Genomic DNA, 16829 nt, shown 5'->3' on the forward strand with positions numbered 1-16829 from the left:
TGATGTTTCTGTCCACAAGGCATGCGCGACAACGCACCCGCCCAAACGCGAAACGGGTGCGTCTTTCGCGGGCTATGTTAGCCCGATTTGCGCATCGAGGCGGCGGCGCGTTGCTTTTCGGCGGCGGCTTTTGCCGCCTGTTCTTCCTTGAGAATCAGTTCCTTGGGCTTCTTGCCGATAATCTCCTTGCTGCCCGCCCTGGAGAATGGCTGCACGAGCTGGGCGAGGAAACCCTTGGCCACCTTGCCCGTGATGCCGATATCAGTCGAGGACGGACGCGGCGGGTTGTAGAAGGTGCCGAGAAGCTGATCCCAGATCACGAGGTTTTCCCCATAATTCGTATTTCCCTCGGCAAGGATCTTGGAATGATGCCAGCGATGGAGGCGGGGCGTCGAAAATATGAGGTCGAGCGGGCCGGTACGCATATCGACATTGCAATGGGTCAAAAGGCCGATGAAAGCCGTGACCGCGCCGATCCAGAGGAAGACCGGCAACGGCGCGCCGAGCAGATAGAGCGGAATCTGACCGAGCGCGATCTTGAACAGAGTATCGATGACGTGAAAACGGCCTGTGTTGATGACCCATAGCCGTTCGACGCTGTGGTGCAGCGCATGAAAGCGCCAGAGCGACAGATGCTCATGCGCCAGGCGATGCGCCATATAGAGACCGAACTCGGCGATGACGAGGCCGAGCACCACCTGGAGCGCCATCGGCCATTGATCCGGCCAGAAATGCGAATGGTAGCTCAGCACCGGCTGCGCGACGGTTGCGACGGCCATCGGGAAGGAGGTGCCGATCGCAGCGGCGATCTGCACGCCGCCCTTGTTCAGCAGCGTGTGGGCGATATCGTTGAATGTCTCGCCATCGCGCTTCTGCCAAGTCTTCTCGTAAGGCATCAACCGCTCGAAAAGGGCAATCACCGCTACCGTCGACAGATAGACGACGTTGAACCAGAGCAGATGCATATTCGATTCGAAGGCGAAATAGGCTCCCGTTAGTCCACCGCATAGGATGGCTGGCCACAACAGAGAGGAAACAGCAGCGTAAAGACGCGAACTGCTTTGAAATGTCATTCCATCAACCTCAGATTCTGATCAGCGAAAAATTTACGCGTGAGTATGCGGGATATGTAGCGCGATGATTGTGGAGTCGAAAGCGAAATTTTTCCGTTGGCCGGCAACAGGCAGTTGGATAGGAGATCAAGACATGCGCATAGAGCAGGCGGCAGACGAACATCTGGAGGCGTGGGCGCGGTTGCGCGCCGAACTTTGGCCAGATAGTTCGTACGAACATCATCGCGCGGAACTGGCACAATTTCGCGCCAATGAAAATGCTTTTGCGTATCTTGCGATCAATTCTGCCGGTCATGTCGCCGGTTTTGCTGAAGCGACATTGCGGCACGATTACGTCAATGGCTGTAAGACGTCACCGGTTCTCTTCCTCGAAGGCATCTACGTGCGTCCCGAAGATCGGCGCGGAGGGGTGGCGCGGGCACTTTGCCAGGCTGTCGCCGCATGGGGGCGGGAGGTTGGTTGCACCGAATTTGCCTCGGATGCACTGATCGACAATCTTGCGAGCCACGCCTTCCATGCCGCGCTTGGTTTTGTCGAAACCAGGCGCGTGGTCTACTTCCGAAAGCTGCTATAGGCCGGAGCTACAGGACTGGGCCTAGGCGAATGTCAATTTCGTTTTCTGCTGGCCAGCCTCATCGAAATTCTCCGGGGCCAGCCAGCGTTCGTAGCCGGCCTTCAGCCGCGGCCAGTCGGCGTCGATCATGGCAAACCAGGCCGTATCGCGGTTCTTACCCTTCGCGACCATGTGCTGGCGGAAGATGCCTTCGAAAACGAAACCGAAGCGTTCGGCTGCCCGCTTCGACGGTTCGTTGAGGTTGTTGCATTTCCACTCGAAACGGCGATAGCCGAGCGTGTCGAAGACGTAGGATGCGAACAGATAGAGCGTTTCGGTCGTCACGCGGCTGCGGGCAATGGCAGGTCCCCAGAGGATGCTGCCGATCTCGATGACGCCGTGCGTGTTGTCGATGCGCATCAGAGCCTGCCGGCCCTCGGCGCGGCCCGTGCGCTTGTCGATCGTTGCGAAGAAGAGCGGATCGGTACTGGATGCCGCTTTCTCAAGCCAGGGCGAGAAGGTGGCGCGATCGACCGGTGCGTCTTCGAAGAGATAGCGGAAACGATTTTCCGCTCCGGGGGCGCGGGCCGAGGCAAGGAGATCGTCGCCATGTCGGACCGCATCGAGCGGCTCGATCCGGGCGTAGCGGCCGTCAAGGGTAATGCGCTCGGGGCGGGCGACCCCCTTCCAATTCGTCAGATCCATGTCAAAGTCCTTTGGTCATCAAATATTGTCTAGCGGAGCCGGCCGGATTGTATCAGCTCCGCTAGGGATTGTGGCAGTTCCATTCCGTCGGGCAAGCCGGGGGCGGGTTGTGGTGATACCAGGCGGCTTTCGATGGGCAGGACGCCGGCCCAGACGGGATGATCCGCCTCGTCAATATCGCCTGGTGGGCCGTTGCGAATCTTGGCCGAGGCCTCGTCGATTTTCATCCGCATCACTGAGGTCGCTTTCACTTCCTGCCCGGTCATTGGCCTCAAACTGTTCCAGCGGCCGGGAAACAGGTCTTCGATGAAACGGCGCAACGCATCGACTTTTTCCTCGATATCATCGACCAGCCGGGCCGTGCCGAAGACCATGGCCGAACGGTAATTCACCGAGTGATTGAAGGCGGAACGGGCCAGCACATAGCCGTCTATGATGCTGCAGGTCAGGCAGACCGGCATGTCCTCCGCGGCGCGCAGGAAGCGGCTGGCGGACGAGCCGTGCCAATAGACGTAATCGCCTTCGCGCCAATGCATGGTCGGCGTCACATAGGGCGCACCATTGATGACATAGCCGACGTGACAGAGCGGGGCGGCATCCAGAATGGCATGGACATCGGCATGGGCGTGGCTGCCGCGCTTCGGGCTGCGCCGCACGCGGGTGCGCTCGGTGGTCGGGTAGGTGCTGGTATCAGGTGGATAGTGATCGGCCATATCTTCCTCACAGATCGGGCGTTGATCTCTGCCAGCAAAGAGGTAGGCTATAAACAGCCAGTTTTTTGATTTTTAGCAGACCAGTTGAGGTTTCATGACAGCGGTGGCGCAGTGGCCGGCACTGGACCGGATTTCGGGCGATTTGGAGGGGCAAGTCTACCGCCTGATGCGCGACCGCATCCTGCACGGGCAGTTGCCGCCAGGGCAGCGCGTGCCGTCGACGCGGGTAATGGCCGTCTCGTTCGGCGTTGCGCGGTCGACCGTGGTCAACGCCTATGATCGGCTCAAGGCGGAAGGCTACCTTCACTCGACATCAGGTGCGGCGACACGCGTCGCGGCATTCCCGACGACGCCATTGTCGGGGCAGTCCGCACCACCGCCGCCAAATCTGCCGCGCGTTACGGAATTCAAAAGGGGAGGATTGTTCGAGCCGGGGGTGCCCGATGTCTCGACCTTTCCCCATGCCGCATGGGCGCGCTGTCTCGGTGCTCGGGGCCGATCGCTGCGGGTGCATGATCTCGGCTACAGCGATCATGGCGGCATTCGCGAGTTGCGCGAGGCTATACTCGAACACATCTCGGCGACACGTGGCGTGGTCGCTCGCCCCGAGCAGATCGTGATCGTGCCGTCGACGGGTGCCGCGATCGGCTTGCTTGCGGGCCTATTGCTTCAGCCGGATCATCCGGGTGACATCGCCTGGATGGAGGACCCCGGCTATGCCAGCGCGCAGGCGATCCTGCGGATGGCTGGGGCCAGCCTCGTGCCGGTGCCTTGTAATGCCGAGGGCATCGATATCGCGCAAGGGACCGGGCCATCGCCGCGCCTGATCTATGTCACGCCCTCGCATCAATATCCGACCGGCGTGACCATGAGCCTGCCGCGTCGTCTTGCGTTGCTGGAATTCGCTCGCGCCAATGGCGCGATCGTGCTGGAAGACGATTACGACAGCGAGTTCCAGTATGCCTCGCGCCCTATTGCCGCCCTGCAGGGTATCGATCACGGTGAAGTGGTTGCTTATATCGGCACCTTTTCGAAGACTCTCGCGCCCGGTCTGCGCGTCGCTTACGCCGTCATTCCCACGCGGCTTCTGGCGGCGACCGAAGCGGCGCAACGGCTGAGAGGCGCCGTCGTGCCCGTTCATATCCAGGCCGCCCTGGCCGATTTCATGCGAGAGGGGCGATTTCGTGCGCATCTGCGGCACATGAACGGCATTTATGCCGAGCGCATGGCGGCGACCGTCGAAGGACTCAATCGTCATTGTGGTAATTGGCTGGAGGTTGCAGCGGGTGGTGGCGGGCTGCAGCTGGCAAGCTGGTTCCGCGATGCAAAGACCGATGATGTCGCCGTTGCGCGGATCATCAACGCTAATGGTTTCGCTGTTCGGCCGATATCGGCACTGTATCTGGGACCTGCTCGGCCCGGATTGCTGCTTGGTATTGCCCGCATGGAAGCGCAGGCAGCGGATGCGGCGGCGGCGAGGATTGCCAGGCTGCTTGAGATCATGCCCGTCAACGCCTGAGAAACATCGCCCGATATTCGCGCGGTGTCATGCCTTTCAGCGCTTTGAACTGCCTGTTGAAATTGGCGAGCGAGCTGTAGCCGATGGAATCGCTGATATGGTGGATGGCCTGATCCGTGGAAGAGAGGCGGGCGCAGGCATCGCCGATGCGCATGCGCATGAGGTAATCCGATATCGTCCCGCCGGTATGGCGGCGAAACATGCGGTGCAGGCCGGAGACGCTGAGCGCCGCGATATCGGCCAGCTCATCGAGGCTGATCGCGCGGGCATAGTGAAGATGCATGTGCGTGAGAATGCGGTCGATGCGCTCGCGGCTTTCCTTGAGATCCGGCGCCTGCGCCGGCGCGCTTGCGAGCGGCGTCGCGTGCCGGTCTTCCGCCACCCTCACCAGAATGCCGAGCAAAGCCAGAAGGCGCTCGACCGGCGGCTTTTCGAAAATGGTTTCGAAAGCGGAGCGGACGGCGGCCGAGGTCGTCTGCGAAAAGCGCAGGCCGTTATTTCCACGCTGCAGCATCGTTTCGATCGATCGGAATTCGACGGCGCCGCCTGTTATCTGCAATAGCCAGTCGCGATTGAACCAAAGTACCAAGGCGATATGCGGCTTTTCTTCCTCGATCTTGGCGCGTGAAACCCAGCTATGCGGCAGATTGGGGCCGATGAGAACGAGATCGCCGTCGTCATAGTCGCCACTATGATCGCCGATGAAGCGTTGCCCGATGGAATTCAGCGTCAGTGTCAGCTCGAATTCCGGATGGTGGTGCCATTGGAACGGAATGCAGTCGTCGAGCCTGCGGTTCAGCATGCTCCAGGATGCTTCCGGCGATCGAGGCAAAACTTCGAGATAGGGCCTCATGGGGCGTCCATAGCATAGCAGAAGCCAGAATAGTATCAGAATTGGCCAGAGCCAGGCAACATGAGCGCGAGCTTCGGCGCTACAAGTTTTCCGTCACCCGAAATCAAAAGGGGTAGCCAAGATGGAGGAAACTTATGCAGCCTGCCTTGAAACGAGACGCGCACCCGACCGCATCCGCGGTCACGACGCAATTGAAGGATATCCAGAAGACATTGCCGCTCAGGGTGCTGTCGAAGGACGATTGGCAGCATTGGATCACAAAGGGCTATGTGATCGTGCGTCAGGCTGTGCCGGCTGTCAATGTCGAGCGGCTTGCCGACCTCTTGTGGCGTTTTGACGAGAAGGACCCGAACGATCCCTCCACCTGGTATGCGCCGCAGCGGCGTGAGCACAAGATGAAAGAGCTCAACAATACCGGCATGCTGGAGATCTATAATCACCAGTATCTCTGGGACAACCGCATGGAAAAGCGGATCTACGATGTCTTCGTCGACATCTGGGATCGCGAGGATCTCTGGGTCACCATCGATCGTGCCAATCTCAATCCGCCGAAGAAGGTGAAAGGCAACCCGAACGGCTTCATTCACTGGGACGTCGATACTTCGATCCGGCCGCTGCCGATCGGCGTTCAGGGCGTTTTGAGCCTGAAGAAGCAGGATGGCGATGTCGGCGGATTTCAGTGCGTGCCTGAGCTCTTCGAGCATTTCGAGGAATGGGAAAAGACGCAGCCAGCCGATCGCGATCCGATGCATCCAGACATGACAGGGCTGTCGGTCGTCAACATCGACATGGAGCCGGGCGATCTGATGATATTCAACTCGCTGCTGGCGCACGGCGTCCGTCCCAACCATTCGGACAACCGCGTGCGCATGGCGCAGTACATCTCCATGCATCCGGCGGAATACAACAATGTTGCCGAGCGCGAAGAACGGATCCGTCTGTGGAGGGAACTGGATTCCCCGAAGCGCGACGCCTTTCCCGGCGACCCTCGCGAATGGGAAAAGCACAATGCGACGGCGGCCAAACTCACGCCGCTCGGTGAAAAGCTGTTGGGCTTCAAGGCTTGGTAAGGGCGGGAGGCTGACTTCCTGAAAAATCTCGAGCGGCCCAAAGCCGCTCGAAACGTTCATGGAGAAGTGGCGAGTTGCTGCGCCTTTGTCAGATCTCGTTCCAGCGGCGGATGACCGGCTCGGTCAGGTCGTGCTCATAGCCAAGCACGCTGATGCTCGTGGTATCGAGAACCAGATGCGCGCCACCTTCCGGCGGCAGGCCGACCCAGCGGGCGGCGAAGACGCGCAGGAAATGGGCGCTGGAGAAGATCAGGACGGAGCCGTTGATACCGCGAAGTTCGCCGATGATCCGGTCGGCACGCGCGCCGACATCGGCGGCAGATTCGCCGTTCGGGCAGCCGTCGCGGAAGACCTGCCAGCCGGGGCGTTCGGCAAGGATCGCTTTGGTGGTAATGCCTTCATAGGTACCATAATCCCACTCCGCCAAATCGTCCTTGACGACGCGGCGGTCGCCGAAGCCGGCCAGCGCGCAGGTATTTTGCGCCCGCTGCGACGGGCTCGACCAGACGGCGGCGAAATCGATTAGGGGTAGGCGACCGGCGATCTTGCGGGCGGCCTCTTCGCCAGCAGCGATTAGGGGAATATCGGTGCGGCCGGTGTGCCTGCCGGAAAGGCTCCACTCCGTCTGTCCGTGTCGTACCAGATAGACTTCGGGATAGGCGCTGCTCATGCCGTTTCTCCTTTGCATTTGCCGTGCGAAATTCTTCGCATCTGCGAAAGCGTCTGTCGAGAGCTAAAGCGGATTGGCAGCTGACCCGACAACCCTCTGCAAATCCAAGCGCTTGCAGAGGGTTGTGAATCTCATCGTTTCACGGCGCGACGGACGCTGTAGAGCAAAATGGCGAGGCAGCCGATCAGCAGCAGAACGCCACCCGCGAGCGGCGGCATGGCGAGAAACTCCACCGCTCCGGCAATGACGAGAATGAGGATGAGGCAGAGCGTGGCGAGACTGCCATCATCGATGAACATGCCGATAAGCTCGGACAGGGCGATGCGCAGGATGCTCATTGGGCTGCCTTTGATGTTGGGTTGCCGCGCATGGTGCGGATGATGGCGTAGGAGGCGAGCGAGACGATCGCGAAGATGGCGATCAGTGCGAGATCCTCGCCCGGCCAATGCGCGCCGATACCTTCACCGGTCCAGAAGATGCCAAAGCTTGTCAGCATGAGGCCAACGACGAATTTGAGGGTATTTTCGGGCACGGTAGCAAGCGGGCGATGCACCAGCAGCCCGATCAGCATGACGAGCACGAAGGCGGCGAGCGCGCCGAGGCCGGCATAGAGTGTCAGGCCATGCGCACCGCCGACGGCGATGACGATGAAGACCACTTCGACACCTTCAAGCAGCACGGCCTTGAAGGCGGCAAGGCCGGCGAGATAATCGGCACGGCGATCGGTTGATTGTGCTTGCAGGGCGGCGGTCTCCTTCGAGAAGGCCGCTTCCTCGTCGTGCAGGGCGATGACGCCGAGCGAGCGGAGAATGGCTTTGCGCAGCCAGCGCATGCCGAAGAGGATCAGCAGAACGCCGACGACGAATTGCAGGATTTCGATCGGGATCAGCGCCAGCAGCGGTCCGAAGATGAGAACGAGGGCCGCCAGCACGGCAAGCGCAAGCGCGGCGCCGGTCAGTGCCGGGCGCCAGCTTCGCGTGACGCCGACGGCAAGAACGATGGTGAAGGCCTCGACGACTTCGACAAAGGAGCCGAGGAAGGATGCCGTCACGGTGGAGAGAATGGGTGTGAGGCTGTTCATGAACTGATTCCCGAATGACGGTTAGGACTTTGAATTCGTGCGGTATTTTCCGGATTATTCTTCCTCATGTGCTAGATGAGCTCACGCATGAAGCACTCCGGCTTGGCGGTCTGGTTGCCATTCACTTGCGTTTCCTCGTGCCGCGCTTGCTCCATGTCTTGTCGATGGCGCCGCGCAGCTGGCTGAGCTGATCGAGGCTGTCGATGGCGGCATCCTTGCCCTTCGCGGCGAGCGCGACGATCAGGGCTTCGATCAGCACCATTGTGCCGCTATGCATGGCGAGATGGCCGGCATTGCCGCGCGGCACTGGCAGGACCTCAGCCACCTTGTCGGCCGTGAGCAGGCCGAGATCGTCGCTGATGAGGATGACTGGAACGCCATGTTTGCTCGCATGGTCGAGGATCACTTCGACTTCGCGATAGAGCGGCGCATAGGCCATAACCAGCACCGCATCCCCCTTGCCGATCCAGAGCAGGCGATCCGCAAGCACTATACCGGAGACCGAGAGCGCGTTGGTCGGCAGGCCGATGCGGTTGAACTGCAGGCTGGCATAATCCGCCATGGCGCCCGAGGGGCCGATGCCGAATACGTGACGTCGGGCTGCCTTGGCTAGAATATCGACACAGCGTTCGAAGCTTACGGCAAATTCCTCGCGTCGCAGAACATCCAAAGCCTGCTCGTGCATGCCGATGACATGGTGAAGCGCATTGCCGGCGTGGCTGCCCGTTTCAGCCAGCGTGCGTTGCATCCGCATTCCGGGTGACGGCGCTCCGGTCAGCTCCTCAAGCAGGGCGGCCCGCAGGGTCGAGAGGCTTTCGAAGCCGAGGGCGCGGGCGGTACGGACGACCGTCGCGTCGCTGGTGCCGGCGAGCTGCGCGATCTGGGCGGCTGAGTTCAGCAGCGCAGCTTGCTTCTGGTCGACGAAAAAGCGGGCGATGCGCTGCTCTGCGGGTGCGAGCGTCTCGATCACATCGAGAACGCGGTCTTCGAAAGTACGAGGTTTCTGCGTCGTTTCTGACATCGGATATCTTTTGTAGTGAATGCTACCGATTATATTATCTGTAGCATTTGCTGCAAAAGAATGACAGCGCAAACAAAGGGCGCTTCGCTGTATTGCAAAGCGGCCCTTTTTTAATCGCGTTGTAAGGCAAGCGCAGAGAGCTGGCTGCGGCTATTCCGCCAATGCCGCGCGCACCGCCGGGATCACCTTCCGGCCATAGAGTTCGATGCAGCGCAGCATCTTGTCATGGCCGAGTGCGCCGGCGCTGTATTTCAGCTGGAAGCGGCTGATGCCGAGCGTCTTGACCATAGGGGCGAGCTTGGCGGCGACCGTTTCCGGCGAACCGACATAGAGCGAACCCTTTTCGATCTCGTTGTCGAATTCCGAGCGCGTCATGGGTGGCCAGCCGCGCTCGCGGCCGATGCGGTCGCGCATAGCCTTGAAGCAGGGCCACAGCTCCTCGCGTGCCTGTTCGTCCGTTTCGGCGATATAGCCGGGCGAATGGATGCCGATCGGCTGCACCCGCTTGCCGAGCTGCTCATAGGCGCGGTGATAGAGGTCGACATAGGGCTGGAAGCGATAGGGGCTGCCACCGATGATCGCCAGCATCAGCGGCAGATCGTAGTGAGCGGCGCGCACCACCGATTCCGGGCTGCCGCCGACACCGATCCAGGTCTTCAGCTGGCCGCTTTCGATAGTCGGGAAGACCTTCTGGTTGCGCAGCGGCGGGCGGATGCTGCCCTCCCAGTTCACCGGCTCGTTTTTACGGAGCGCAGCGAACAGATCGAGCTTTTCCTCAAAGAGCTGCTCGTACTGCGACAGCTCGAAGCCGAACAGCGGGAAGGACTCCGTAAACGAGCCGCGGCCGAGAATGACTTCGGCACGGCCGTTCGAAACCGCGTTCAGGCTTGAGAAGCGCTGAAATACGCGGATCGGATCGTCCGAACTCAGTACCGTTACGGCCGAACCGAGGTGGATTTTCGATGTGCGGCTGGCAATAGCAGCCAGGATCGTCTCGGGCGAGGAGACCGCGAAATCCTCGCGATGATGCTCGCCGATGCCGAAGAAGTCTATTCCAAGCTGATCGGCAAGGACGCCTTCCTCGACGACATTGCGCAGCACCTGCGCATGCGGCAGCGGCGCGCCGTTGCCATCGAATGTGACGTCGCCGAAAGTATCCAGGCCGAATTCGACATTGTTTGTCGTCATGATTTTTCCTGTCATGTGTCGAAATGAGAATGTTGAGACAGCATGTAGTGTCGCTTCCGACCATCCACTACCCGGAAAGTTTCGGCTGAAATCTTCGAAGAATTCGATATGCCGATGGCAGCCGGCGACATTCGGCAACGCCGGCGTTGCGATCGGTGGTACTCACGCCAATATTAGCTTCGACGTCAGCCTAGTTGAATCAAGGACAAAACACATGGTCGCACTGAAAAAGATCAATCTTACCAAAGCTTTTGCAGCCTTCGACGAGACGTGGAGCCCGCGCGTCGGCGGCGACATCAACGATTTCCAGATCAAGCTCACCAAACTGGAAGGCGCATTCCATTGGCACCACCATGAGGAAGAGGACGAGCTGTTCCTCGTCGTCAAGGGAACGCTGCGCATGAAGCTGCGCGAGGAAAACGGCGGCGATATCGTCCTTGGCCCTGGCGAATACATCATCGTTCCGCATGGGGTAGAACATTGCCCGGTCGCCGAGCCGACCTGCGAAGTCGTGTTGTTCGAGCGCAATACGACGCTGAATACCGGCAATGTCGAAAACGAGCGGACGATTCGCGAGCCAAAGCGTCTTTGAGTAATGCGGCGATCCGGCGGCTCCTTCAGAAAAGAGGCCGCCGGACATCGCCTAGTCTATCATTTCAATGCCAGCTTGTTCGATGGTGTGCGGCAGGCGGCGAACACGTCGAGGCTCGGATCATAGACCTTCGTCGAGACGTCCATCATGCCGAGAACGCTGTGGAAGATGTTGTCGTGAGAGTAGGTGCCTTCGGCAGCGCGCTTTGCAAGGCAAGCCATGTCGAAACCGGCGGCCTTGGCGAGGTCGTCAGCCATCCATACCAGCATCGGCACATGCGTCTGCTGTGAGGGTGCGATGATATAGGGCGTGCCGTGCAGATAGATGCCGTTTTCGCCGAGCGACTCGCCGTGGTCGGAGAAATAGAGCACGGAGCCGGATATCGAGTTTGAGCGCTGCTTCAGCTTGTCGATGACCATGGCGACAATGTGATCCGTGTAGAGGATCGTGTTGTCATAGGCGTTGGTGATTTCCTCCTGCGAGCAGGAGCTGAAGTCGTTGGAGCGGCAGTCCGGCTGAAACCGCCGGAATTCTTCCGGGTAGCGCTGATAGTAGGCGGGGCCGTGACTGCCGAGCTGGTGCAGCACCAGCACGCTATCGCCCTTCACCTTGTCCAGCCAGCCGTCAACCTTGTCTACGAGGATCTCGTCCTTGCATTCGCCGTCCTGGCAGAAGCGCGGATCGGCAGAGTGCGGCAGAAAGGTGTAGGAGACGCGATTAGTGACGTCGTAGCTGCCGGTGTCGTTGTCCAGCCAGGTCACATCGACCTTGGCATGGGTCAGGACATCGAGCAGGTTCTCCGTCTCAAGTCCCTTGCGATGGCTGTATTGCTGGCGCGTGTAGACCGAGAACAGGCAGGGTATGGAGGTGGCCGTCGCGGTACCGCAGCTGCTCGTATTCGGGAAATAGACGACGTTGCGCTTTGCCAGCTCCGGATTGGTCATCTTGGCATAGCCGCCAAGCGAGAAGTTCTGCGCACGCGCCGTTTCTCCGGCGACGATGATCGTGACGCGCGGCTTGCCGTTGTCGACGGCGCCGACTCTGCGGGCATCCGTGCCCAGTGGCTGGGCAACGACGTTTGCATTCCTTTGCGCATCGATGACGTACCGCACTGCGCTTGTGATCGGCATCACAGGATTAAGCGTATCCATCATGTCTCGATGAGCGCGGCCGATGCCGGCATAGGTCTTATAGAAGGTCGTTCCAGCGGCGACGAAGATCGCCGAGCAGGCGAGGATGACGGCGGTATTGTAGGCGAGCTTCTTGAGGATCGGACGATGGACGATCCGGACCCATGCAATGACAAGCGACGGCAAGACGCCCGTCAGCAAAACATAGGTGATGAAACGCGTCGTGATCAGATGGCCGCTTTCGGCACCTGTCGAAACGGCCGCATTGCGGATCATTTCCTTGTCGATGATGACGCCGAACTGGTCGTTGAACCAGGAAGATACCGAAGCTACCAGCACGAAGAAGATCAGGACCGGCTTCGTGACGTATTTAGCCGAGAAGAACGTGAAGAGCGCCATGATCGCCGCGGAGATACCAAGTACGAAGGCGGCAAAGGCGGCGGGCTCGGCGACGAAATAGCCGTAAGCCTTGGTCCAAAACATCCGGTTTGTCACAAGAAGTACATAAAGAGTGACTATGAAGCAAAGCGTGATGCTGCCGATGGCTGGCCGAAATATTTGTCGGCCAGATGGTGCATTTTCATTCGTCAATGGTCGTCTCCGAGGCATAGGCTATCGGCTGGGCGCCGGGAAGCCCCCTACTGCAAGGTGCGCTTCGGCCGTTAAAGCCGGCCACCATGGTCAGCAATCCTGACATCTACCTGAACGATAAGGTCTTTGGCAGGCTATTTCGGACCGGATTCCGATTATCTCCCGTTTTTGCCGGCTTCACATCCAAGGTTCAGGTCGCCGTCAGAAATAGGCATCATAGCTGCGCGATTGCAATTGGGGATGCAATCGTGCGACTTCTACTGGTTGAAGACAATGCGCTTATAGGCAATGCCGTGCAGGATCATCTGCATGCGGACGGCTGGTCTGTAGACTGGTCCATAGATTTGGAATCCGCCAAGCTTGCCGTAGCGGCTGAAGCCCACGATGTGATGCTTCTCGATCTTCGATTGCCCGATGGAAGCGGCCTCGATCTGCTCAAGCTCATGGAAGCACGCGGGGATACGACCCCGGTTATCGTCATGTCTGCCTATGATCAGCTGTCCGATCAGATGACGGCCATGGATATCGGCGCCGTCGACTATCTGGTGAAGCCCTTTGCGCTGAGTGAGATGGCGGTTCGTGTCCGCAAGGCGGCGAAGCGCCGCCGTCTGATCCGCATGCGCAATGCCGGTTGAGGCAGGCCCGTTTCAGGATTGAGCGGGCGTTCGTGATCGGAAGAGATCGATCACCGCTATGGCCGCGGCAAAGACTACTAAAGACAATAGCCAGCCGAGCACCGCGTCGGATAGATAGTGGGCTCCGGTCATCACGCGCATGACCGGCATCATGATCGAGATGATGGCGAGCGGGATACCCACGGAGAGGCGCAGCCGCGGCGGCAGAAGCAGCACAAGGCAAAGCAGCCAGCCGCCAGACGACGCTTCGCCCGAGACGAAGGAACAGTTTGCAAGACATCGACCGGCGAACGAACCTGCCTGAACGAAATCCAGCGAGCCGCCGAAGAGATCCGTGCTGCGCGGTCTTGGCCTACCGCCATAGGTTTTGAGCAGCGCGTTCACGATGAGGCCGCAGCCGACGCCAAGCGATATCAGCGCGGCGATATACTGATCCGCTTTCAATGTCCGCCAGCTTGGGCCGTATTTGTACCGAGATGAAATCAGGGCAGCGAACAGGACAAGAATGGCGATGTATGGCAAGGCGAGCGTCATGTTTCGCACTATGCGGAGGAGAGGATTTTTGGCGAGGGCAAAGGTACCGCAGACGTTACCGACGGTGATGGCCGATGTGCAAGGCTCCGTCGTGAAGACGCTTTTAGCAACGGCGAGATCGATGCTCGGAAATCGATTGAAGACAAGCAGCAGCGCCCACCAGAGCACGAACAGCGCGACAGACACAAAAAAGTATCTGCTTACTGGCGCGTTCCGTTTTGTGTAGGCAACGGAGTTTTCGTACATCTAAAAGTCGGCCGCTGAATGAACGTGTTGAGATGTATGCCCGTCCGCGTTGTTAAGGCGGCAGGAAAACACAATCGAGCGACTATTACGACAGAAGCCTTAAGCCAGGCTGAAAGGCGATGATCGGGAAGGCCTATCAAGACCGCACAACCGCGTCGGATGAATGCGGCAAAGTGTTCGCGTTGCCCTCTGTCCCGCGCGGCGACCTATTCGCCGGTCTTGAAATAGGCTTCCAGCCGGTAACCATCTGGATCGATGACGAAGGCGGCATAGTAGAATTGGCTGTAGTCGGGCCGGATGCCCGGCTTGCCGTTGTCTTCGCCGCCATTGGCGATGCCGGCGGCATAGAAGGCGTCGACGGCTGCCTGGCTCGGCGCCACGAAACAGAAATGCAGGCCGGAACCGCGATCGGCCGGCACGGGACGTTCCACCTCACTGACCCAGAACTGGGCACGCTCCGCCCCGTATCCGACCGTGCCGTCGAAGTTGGTGACGCGCTCGTAGCCAAGGGGAGAAAGGGCTGCGTCATAAAATTTTTGCGCCCGCGCCAGGTCTTTGACGCCGATCGAAATATGGTCGAACATGAAAACAAGCTCCTGCCGTGTTGTCTGCGAAGCTTTGCGGAAGACCGCCACTTGGAAGCGTCGGCTTTCGAAAGTCCGCGGATCGATTTCGTCTCACCATCTTGCAACGATCATGGGAAGTCAACAAAACGAAGGGAGGGATCGTCGGGTCGCTTGATTCAGAAGCTTGATCTAAAAGTGGTCGGGTGCGGCCGGTCCGCTGAGATAAACAGATGGTGTCGAATTTACCGCCGTGCGGCTGCGTTCTGATTTTTTTGCAACGACTGTCGATTTCCAGAAAGCTGCTTCGTCGTCAATATGAGCGGGTTTATTCAGCGGCAATGGTGCCGGCACCTCGCTTCCGGAGGACACTTCCCATGCGTTTCATGTCTATCGTCACCTCTAGCGACCACATGCATCCGACGCCGGAGCTGTTGGAAGCCATGCACAAGCTCGCCGATCGGGAAATCAAGGCTGGCCGTATGATCGATACGGCGGGATTGATGCCGCTTGCGACGGGTGCCCGCGTCACGATCAAGGATCGCAAGCTGAGCGTAATCGACGGCCCCTTCGTCGAGGCCAAGGAGGTGGTCGGCGGCTATGCCATCTTCGAGCTGCAAAGCAAGGAGGAGGCCGTGGCGCTGGCGGTCGAGTTCATGCAACTGCACAAGGATTTCATGCCCGGCTGGGAAGGCACATGTGAAGTGCGCGCCTATTTCGAGCCAAATGCGGAGGGTGTGTGCGACCCGCTCGCCGAAGCAAGGGCATGATGCTCTCGATCTGTCATCGAGGCAGGCGATCTTGACGGCCGCCGGTGCTCATCAGGCGATCCTGGCCGTCTGGCGGATCGAACAACCGCGGCTCATCACCAGCTTGTCGCGACTGTTGCGCGACGTGCCGCTGGCTGAAGATCTGACACAGGAAGCGTTGATCGTTGCCTTGGAACGATGGCCGAAGACAGGCATCCCCGAGCGGCCTGGCGCATGGCTTATGACCACGGCCAAGCGCCGGGCGCTCGACCATTTGCGTCGGTGTCGGATGCTGGACCAGAAACACGAGATGATCGTTCGCGAGATGGAGGAGGAAGAGCAGATCATGCCCGATCTAGATACTCCTCTTGACGATGAGATCGGCGATGAGATGCTGCGCTTGATCTTCACGGCATGTCATCCGCTGATCTCGCGCGAAGCGCGGGTGGCGCTTGCCCTACGGATGATCTGCGGCCTGACGACCGAGGAAATCGCCCGGGCGTTTCTTGTGGCGGAGGCAACGATCGCCCAGCGCATCGTCCGCGCCAAGAAGACCTTGTCGGAGTCCGGGCTTTCCTATGAGACGCCGCATGGCGAGGAGCTTTCGCAGCGCCTCGCCTCGGTGCTGGAGGTCGTCTATCTGATCTTCAACGAGGGATATACGGCGGCGCGGGGCGAAAACTGGCTTCGGCTGCAATTGTGCAATGAGGCGCTACGGCTCGGGCGAATATTGACGTCCGTGGCGCCGCAAGAGCCGGAGGCACATGCATTGCTGGCCTTGATGGAGCTGAACGCATCCCGCGCGGCGGCCAGGACGGATGCCGACGGCAATCCGATTTTGCTGCTCGATCAAAATCGCGACCGCTGGGATCGGCTGCAGATCCAGCGAGGTCTGAAAGGGCTGATGCGGGTGCATGAACTCGGCGGTGCCGACGGGGTTTATGCCTTGCAAGCCGCGATCGTCGCCTGTCACGCAAGGGCGCGAACGGCCGATGAAACCGACTGGAGGCGGATTGCCCATCTCTATGCGGAACTTGCCTTGCTGGTTCCTTCCCCGATCGTCGAACTCAATCGCGCTGTCGCCGTCGGCATGGCTGAAGGTCCCGAGATGGCATTGGAGATCATCGATGGTCTCCGCGATGAGCCTGCTCTCAAGGATTATCATCTTCTGCCGAGCGTTCGAGGCGATCTTCTCCACAAGCTCGGTCGATACGACGAAGCGCGGCAAGCCTTCGAGACGGCAGCCGCGCTTGCTGAAAATCAGAGGGAGCGTGATTTCCTGATGCGCCGCGCCGCCGAAGCCTCCGGCGCCCGGAAGGATTGACCCGCCGGAGAGGCGGGTC

General features: G+C 59.7%; 19 protein-coding genes. 7 read left to right on the forward strand and 12 right to left on the reverse strand.

All coding sequences use genetic code 11. The features are described 5' to 3' along the window. Window positions 1–77: 77 nt before the first annotated feature. Window positions 78–1073 (reverse strand): ornithine lipid hydroxylase OlsE, encoded by a 996-nt coding sequence (gene olsE, locus AC13RM_RS22685; RefSeq protein WP_488555580.1) that lies wholly within the window; start codon window positions 1071–1073, stop codon window positions 78–80. A 133-nt stretch (window positions 1074–1206) separates the two neighbouring features. Between olsE and aac(6') the strand changes: the two genes are divergently transcribed. Continuing rightward, window positions 1207–1647: an aminoglycoside 6'-N-acetyltransferase gene (gene aac(6'), locus AC13RM_RS22690; RefSeq protein ID WP_374815467.1), complete on the forward strand. Its 441-nt coding sequence runs from the start codon at window positions 1207–1209 to the stop codon at window positions 1645–1647. Between the two features lie 21 nt (window positions 1648–1668). On the opposite strand, the gene AC13RM_RS22695 is transcribed toward aac(6'), so the two are convergent. Beyond that, window positions 1669–2331: a GNAT family N-acetyltransferase gene (locus tag AC13RM_RS22695; RefSeq protein ID WP_374815466.1), complete on the reverse strand. Its 663-nt coding sequence runs from the start codon at window positions 2329–2331 to the stop codon at window positions 1669–1671. Window positions 2332–2360: 29 nt separating this feature from the next. Beyond that, window positions 2361–3044, reverse strand: coding sequence for a pyridoxamine 5'-phosphate oxidase family protein (locus tag AC13RM_RS22700; protein ID WP_374815465.1), 684 nt, complete (start codon window positions 3042–3044; stop codon window positions 2361–2363). A 94-nt stretch (window positions 3045–3138) separates the two neighbouring features. Between AC13RM_RS22700 and pdxR the strand changes: the two genes are divergently transcribed. Beyond that, window positions 3139–4563, forward strand: coding sequence for a MocR-like pyridoxine biosynthesis transcription factor PdxR (pdxR, locus tag AC13RM_RS22705; protein ID WP_488555581.1), 1425 nt, complete (start codon window positions 3139–3141; stop codon window positions 4561–4563). Here pdxR and AC13RM_RS22710 read toward each other — a convergent pair. Further along, complete coding sequence (locus tag AC13RM_RS22710) at window positions 4553–5416, reverse strand: AraC family transcriptional regulator (protein ID WP_285173195.1); 864 nt, start codon at window positions 5414–5416, stop codon at window positions 4553–4555. The genes pdxR and AC13RM_RS22710 overlap by 11 nt on opposite strands. Window positions 5417–5550: 134 nt before the next feature. Here AC13RM_RS22710 and AC13RM_RS22715 point away from each other — a divergent pair, with 134 nt between their 5' ends. Next, window positions 5551–6486: a phytanoyl-CoA dioxygenase family protein gene (locus AC13RM_RS22715; protein WP_285173196.1), complete on the forward strand. Its 936-nt coding sequence runs from the start codon at window positions 5551–5553 to the stop codon at window positions 6484–6486. Between the two features lie 88 nt (window positions 6487–6574). On the opposite strand, the gene AC13RM_RS22720 is transcribed toward AC13RM_RS22715, so the two are convergent. The 5 genes from AC13RM_RS22720 to AC13RM_RS22740 all read right to left on the reverse strand — a co-directional run bounded on the left by AC13RM_RS22720 (window position 6575) and on the right by AC13RM_RS22740 (window position 10446). Continuing rightward, window positions 6575–7156: a histidine phosphatase family protein gene (locus AC13RM_RS22720; protein WP_285173197.1), complete on the reverse strand. Its 582-nt coding sequence runs from the start codon at window positions 7154–7156 to the stop codon at window positions 6575–6577. A gap of 131 nt (window positions 7157–7287) precedes the next feature. After that, a complete protein-coding gene (locus AC13RM_RS22725) occupies window positions 7288–7494 on the reverse strand; it encodes a hypothetical protein (protein ID WP_285173198.1) in 207 nt (68 codons plus the stop codon). Continuing rightward, window positions 7491–8237, reverse strand: a complete 747-nt coding sequence (locus AC13RM_RS22730; protein ID WP_285173199.1) for a COG4280 domain-containing protein — start codon at window positions 8235–8237, stop codon at window positions 7491–7493. The genes AC13RM_RS22725 and AC13RM_RS22730 overlap by 4 nt, the downstream gene beginning before the upstream one ends. A 121-nt stretch (window positions 8238–8358) precedes the next feature. Next, window positions 8359–9258, reverse strand: coding sequence for a MurR/RpiR family transcriptional regulator (locus tag AC13RM_RS22735; protein WP_285173200.1), 900 nt, complete (start codon window positions 9256–9258; stop codon window positions 8359–8361). A 150-nt stretch (window positions 9259–9408) separates the two neighbouring features. Next, window positions 9409–10446 carry an LLM class flavin-dependent oxidoreductase gene (locus AC13RM_RS22740; RefSeq protein WP_285173201.1) on the reverse strand — a complete coding sequence of 346 codons (1038 nt, stop codon included), beginning with the start codon at window positions 10444–10446 and terminating at the stop codon, window positions 9409–9411. Window positions 10447–10660: 214 nt separating this feature from the next. On the opposite strand from AC13RM_RS22740, the gene AC13RM_RS22745 reads away from it, so the two are divergent. Further along, complete coding sequence (locus AC13RM_RS22745; protein ID WP_285173202.1) at window positions 10661–11038, forward strand: cupin domain-containing protein; 378 nt, start codon at window positions 10661–10663, stop codon at window positions 11036–11038. A gap of 59 nt (window positions 11039–11097) precedes the next feature. On the opposite strand, the gene AC13RM_RS22750 is transcribed toward AC13RM_RS22745, so the two are convergent. Continuing rightward, on the reverse strand, window positions 11098–12777 hold the full coding sequence (locus tag AC13RM_RS22750) for a phosphoethanolamine transferase (RefSeq protein WP_488555582.1): 1680 nt from the start codon (window positions 12775–12777) through the stop codon (window positions 11098–11100). Window positions 12778–13007: 230 nt separating this feature from the next. On the opposite strand from AC13RM_RS22750, the gene AC13RM_RS22755 reads away from it, so the two are divergent. Continuing rightward, window positions 13008–13394 carry a response regulator gene (locus AC13RM_RS22755; protein WP_285173204.1) on the forward strand — a complete coding sequence of 129 codons (387 nt, stop codon included), beginning with the start codon at window positions 13008–13010 and terminating at the stop codon, window positions 13392–13394. Between the two features lie 12 nt (window positions 13395–13406). Here the strand turns inward: AC13RM_RS22755 and AC13RM_RS22760 are convergent, their stop codons facing one another. Together AC13RM_RS22760 and AC13RM_RS22765 are read right to left on the reverse strand one after the other, a co-directional pair. Then, window positions 13407–14114 carry a phosphatase PAP2 family protein gene (locus AC13RM_RS22760; RefSeq protein WP_374815446.1) on the reverse strand — a complete coding sequence of 236 codons (708 nt, stop codon included), beginning with the start codon at window positions 14112–14114 and terminating at the stop codon, window positions 13407–13409. A gap of 266 nt (window positions 14115–14380) precedes the next feature. Then, on the reverse strand, window positions 14381–14758 hold the full coding sequence (locus AC13RM_RS22765) for a VOC family protein (RefSeq protein ID WP_015340769.1): 378 nt from the start codon (window positions 14756–14758) through the stop codon (window positions 14381–14383). Between the two features lie 356 nt (window positions 14759–15114). Here AC13RM_RS22765 and AC13RM_RS22770 point away from each other — a divergent pair, with 356 nt between their 5' ends. Both AC13RM_RS22770 and AC13RM_RS22775 read left to right on the forward strand, forming a co-directional pair. After that, window positions 15115–15507 (forward strand): YciI family protein, encoded by a 393-nt coding sequence (locus AC13RM_RS22770; RefSeq protein ID WP_113230039.1) that lies wholly within the window; start codon window positions 15115–15117, stop codon window positions 15505–15507. 31 nt (window positions 15508–15538) lie between these two features. Then, window positions 15539–16810, forward strand: a complete 1272-nt coding sequence (locus tag AC13RM_RS22775) for an RNA polymerase sigma factor (protein ID WP_374815443.1) — start codon at window positions 15539–15541, stop codon at window positions 16808–16810. Window positions 16811–16829: the final 19 nt, after the last annotated feature.

Source organism: Martinezella sp. CNPSo 3732 (assembly GCF_057784515.1).

Coding starts and splice junctions, on each gene's coding strand:
- olsE (WP_488555580.1), bottom strand. CDS start 1,073: ATGACATTTCAAAGCAGTTCGCGTCTTTACGCTGCTGTTTCCTCTCTG.
- AC13RM_RS22695 (WP_374815466.1), bottom strand. CDS start 2,331: ATGGATCTGACGAATTGGAAGGGGGTCGCCCGCCCCGAGCGCATTACC.
- AC13RM_RS22700 (WP_374815465.1), bottom strand. CDS start 3,044: ATGGCCGATCACTATCCACCTGATACCAGCACCTACCCGACCACCGAG.
- pdxR (WP_488555581.1), top strand. CDS start 3,139: ATGACAGCGGTGGCGCAGTGGCCGGCACTGGACCGGATTTCGGGCGAT.
- AC13RM_RS22710 (WP_285173195.1), bottom strand. CDS start 5,416: ATGAGGCCCTATCTCGAAGTTTTGCCTCGATCGCCGGAAGCATCCTGG.
- AC13RM_RS22715 (WP_285173196.1), top strand. CDS start 5,551: ATGCAGCCTGCCTTGAAACGAGACGCGCACCCGACCGCATCCGCGGTC.
- AC13RM_RS22720 (WP_285173197.1), bottom strand. CDS start 7,156: ATGAGCAGCGCCTATCCCGAAGTCTATCTGGTACGACACGGACAGACG.
- AC13RM_RS22725 (WP_285173198.1), bottom strand. CDS start 7,494: ATGAGCATCCTGCGCATCGCCCTGTCCGAGCTTATCGGCATGTTCATC.
- AC13RM_RS22730 (WP_285173199.1), bottom strand. CDS start 8,237: ATGAACAGCCTCACACCCATTCTCTCCACCGTGACGGCATCCTTCCTC.
- AC13RM_RS22735 (WP_285173200.1), bottom strand. CDS start 9,258: ATGTCAGAAACGACGCAGAAACCTCGTACTTTCGAAGACCGCGTTCTC.
- AC13RM_RS22740 (WP_285173201.1), bottom strand. CDS start 10,446: ATGACGACAAACAATGTCGAATTCGGCCTGGATACTTTCGGCGACGTC.
- AC13RM_RS22745 (WP_285173202.1), top strand. CDS start 10,661: ATGGTCGCACTGAAAAAGATCAATCTTACCAAAGCTTTTGCAGCCTTC.
- AC13RM_RS22750 (WP_488555582.1), bottom strand. CDS start 12,777: ATGCCTCGGAGACGACCATTGACGAATGAAAATGCACCATCTGGCCGA.
- AC13RM_RS22765 (WP_015340769.1), bottom strand. CDS start 14,758: ATGTTCGACCATATTTCGATCGGCGTCAAAGACCTGGCGCGGGCGCAA.
- AC13RM_RS22770 (WP_113230039.1), top strand. CDS start 15,115: ATGCGTTTCATGTCTATCGTCACCTCTAGCGACCACATGCATCCGACG.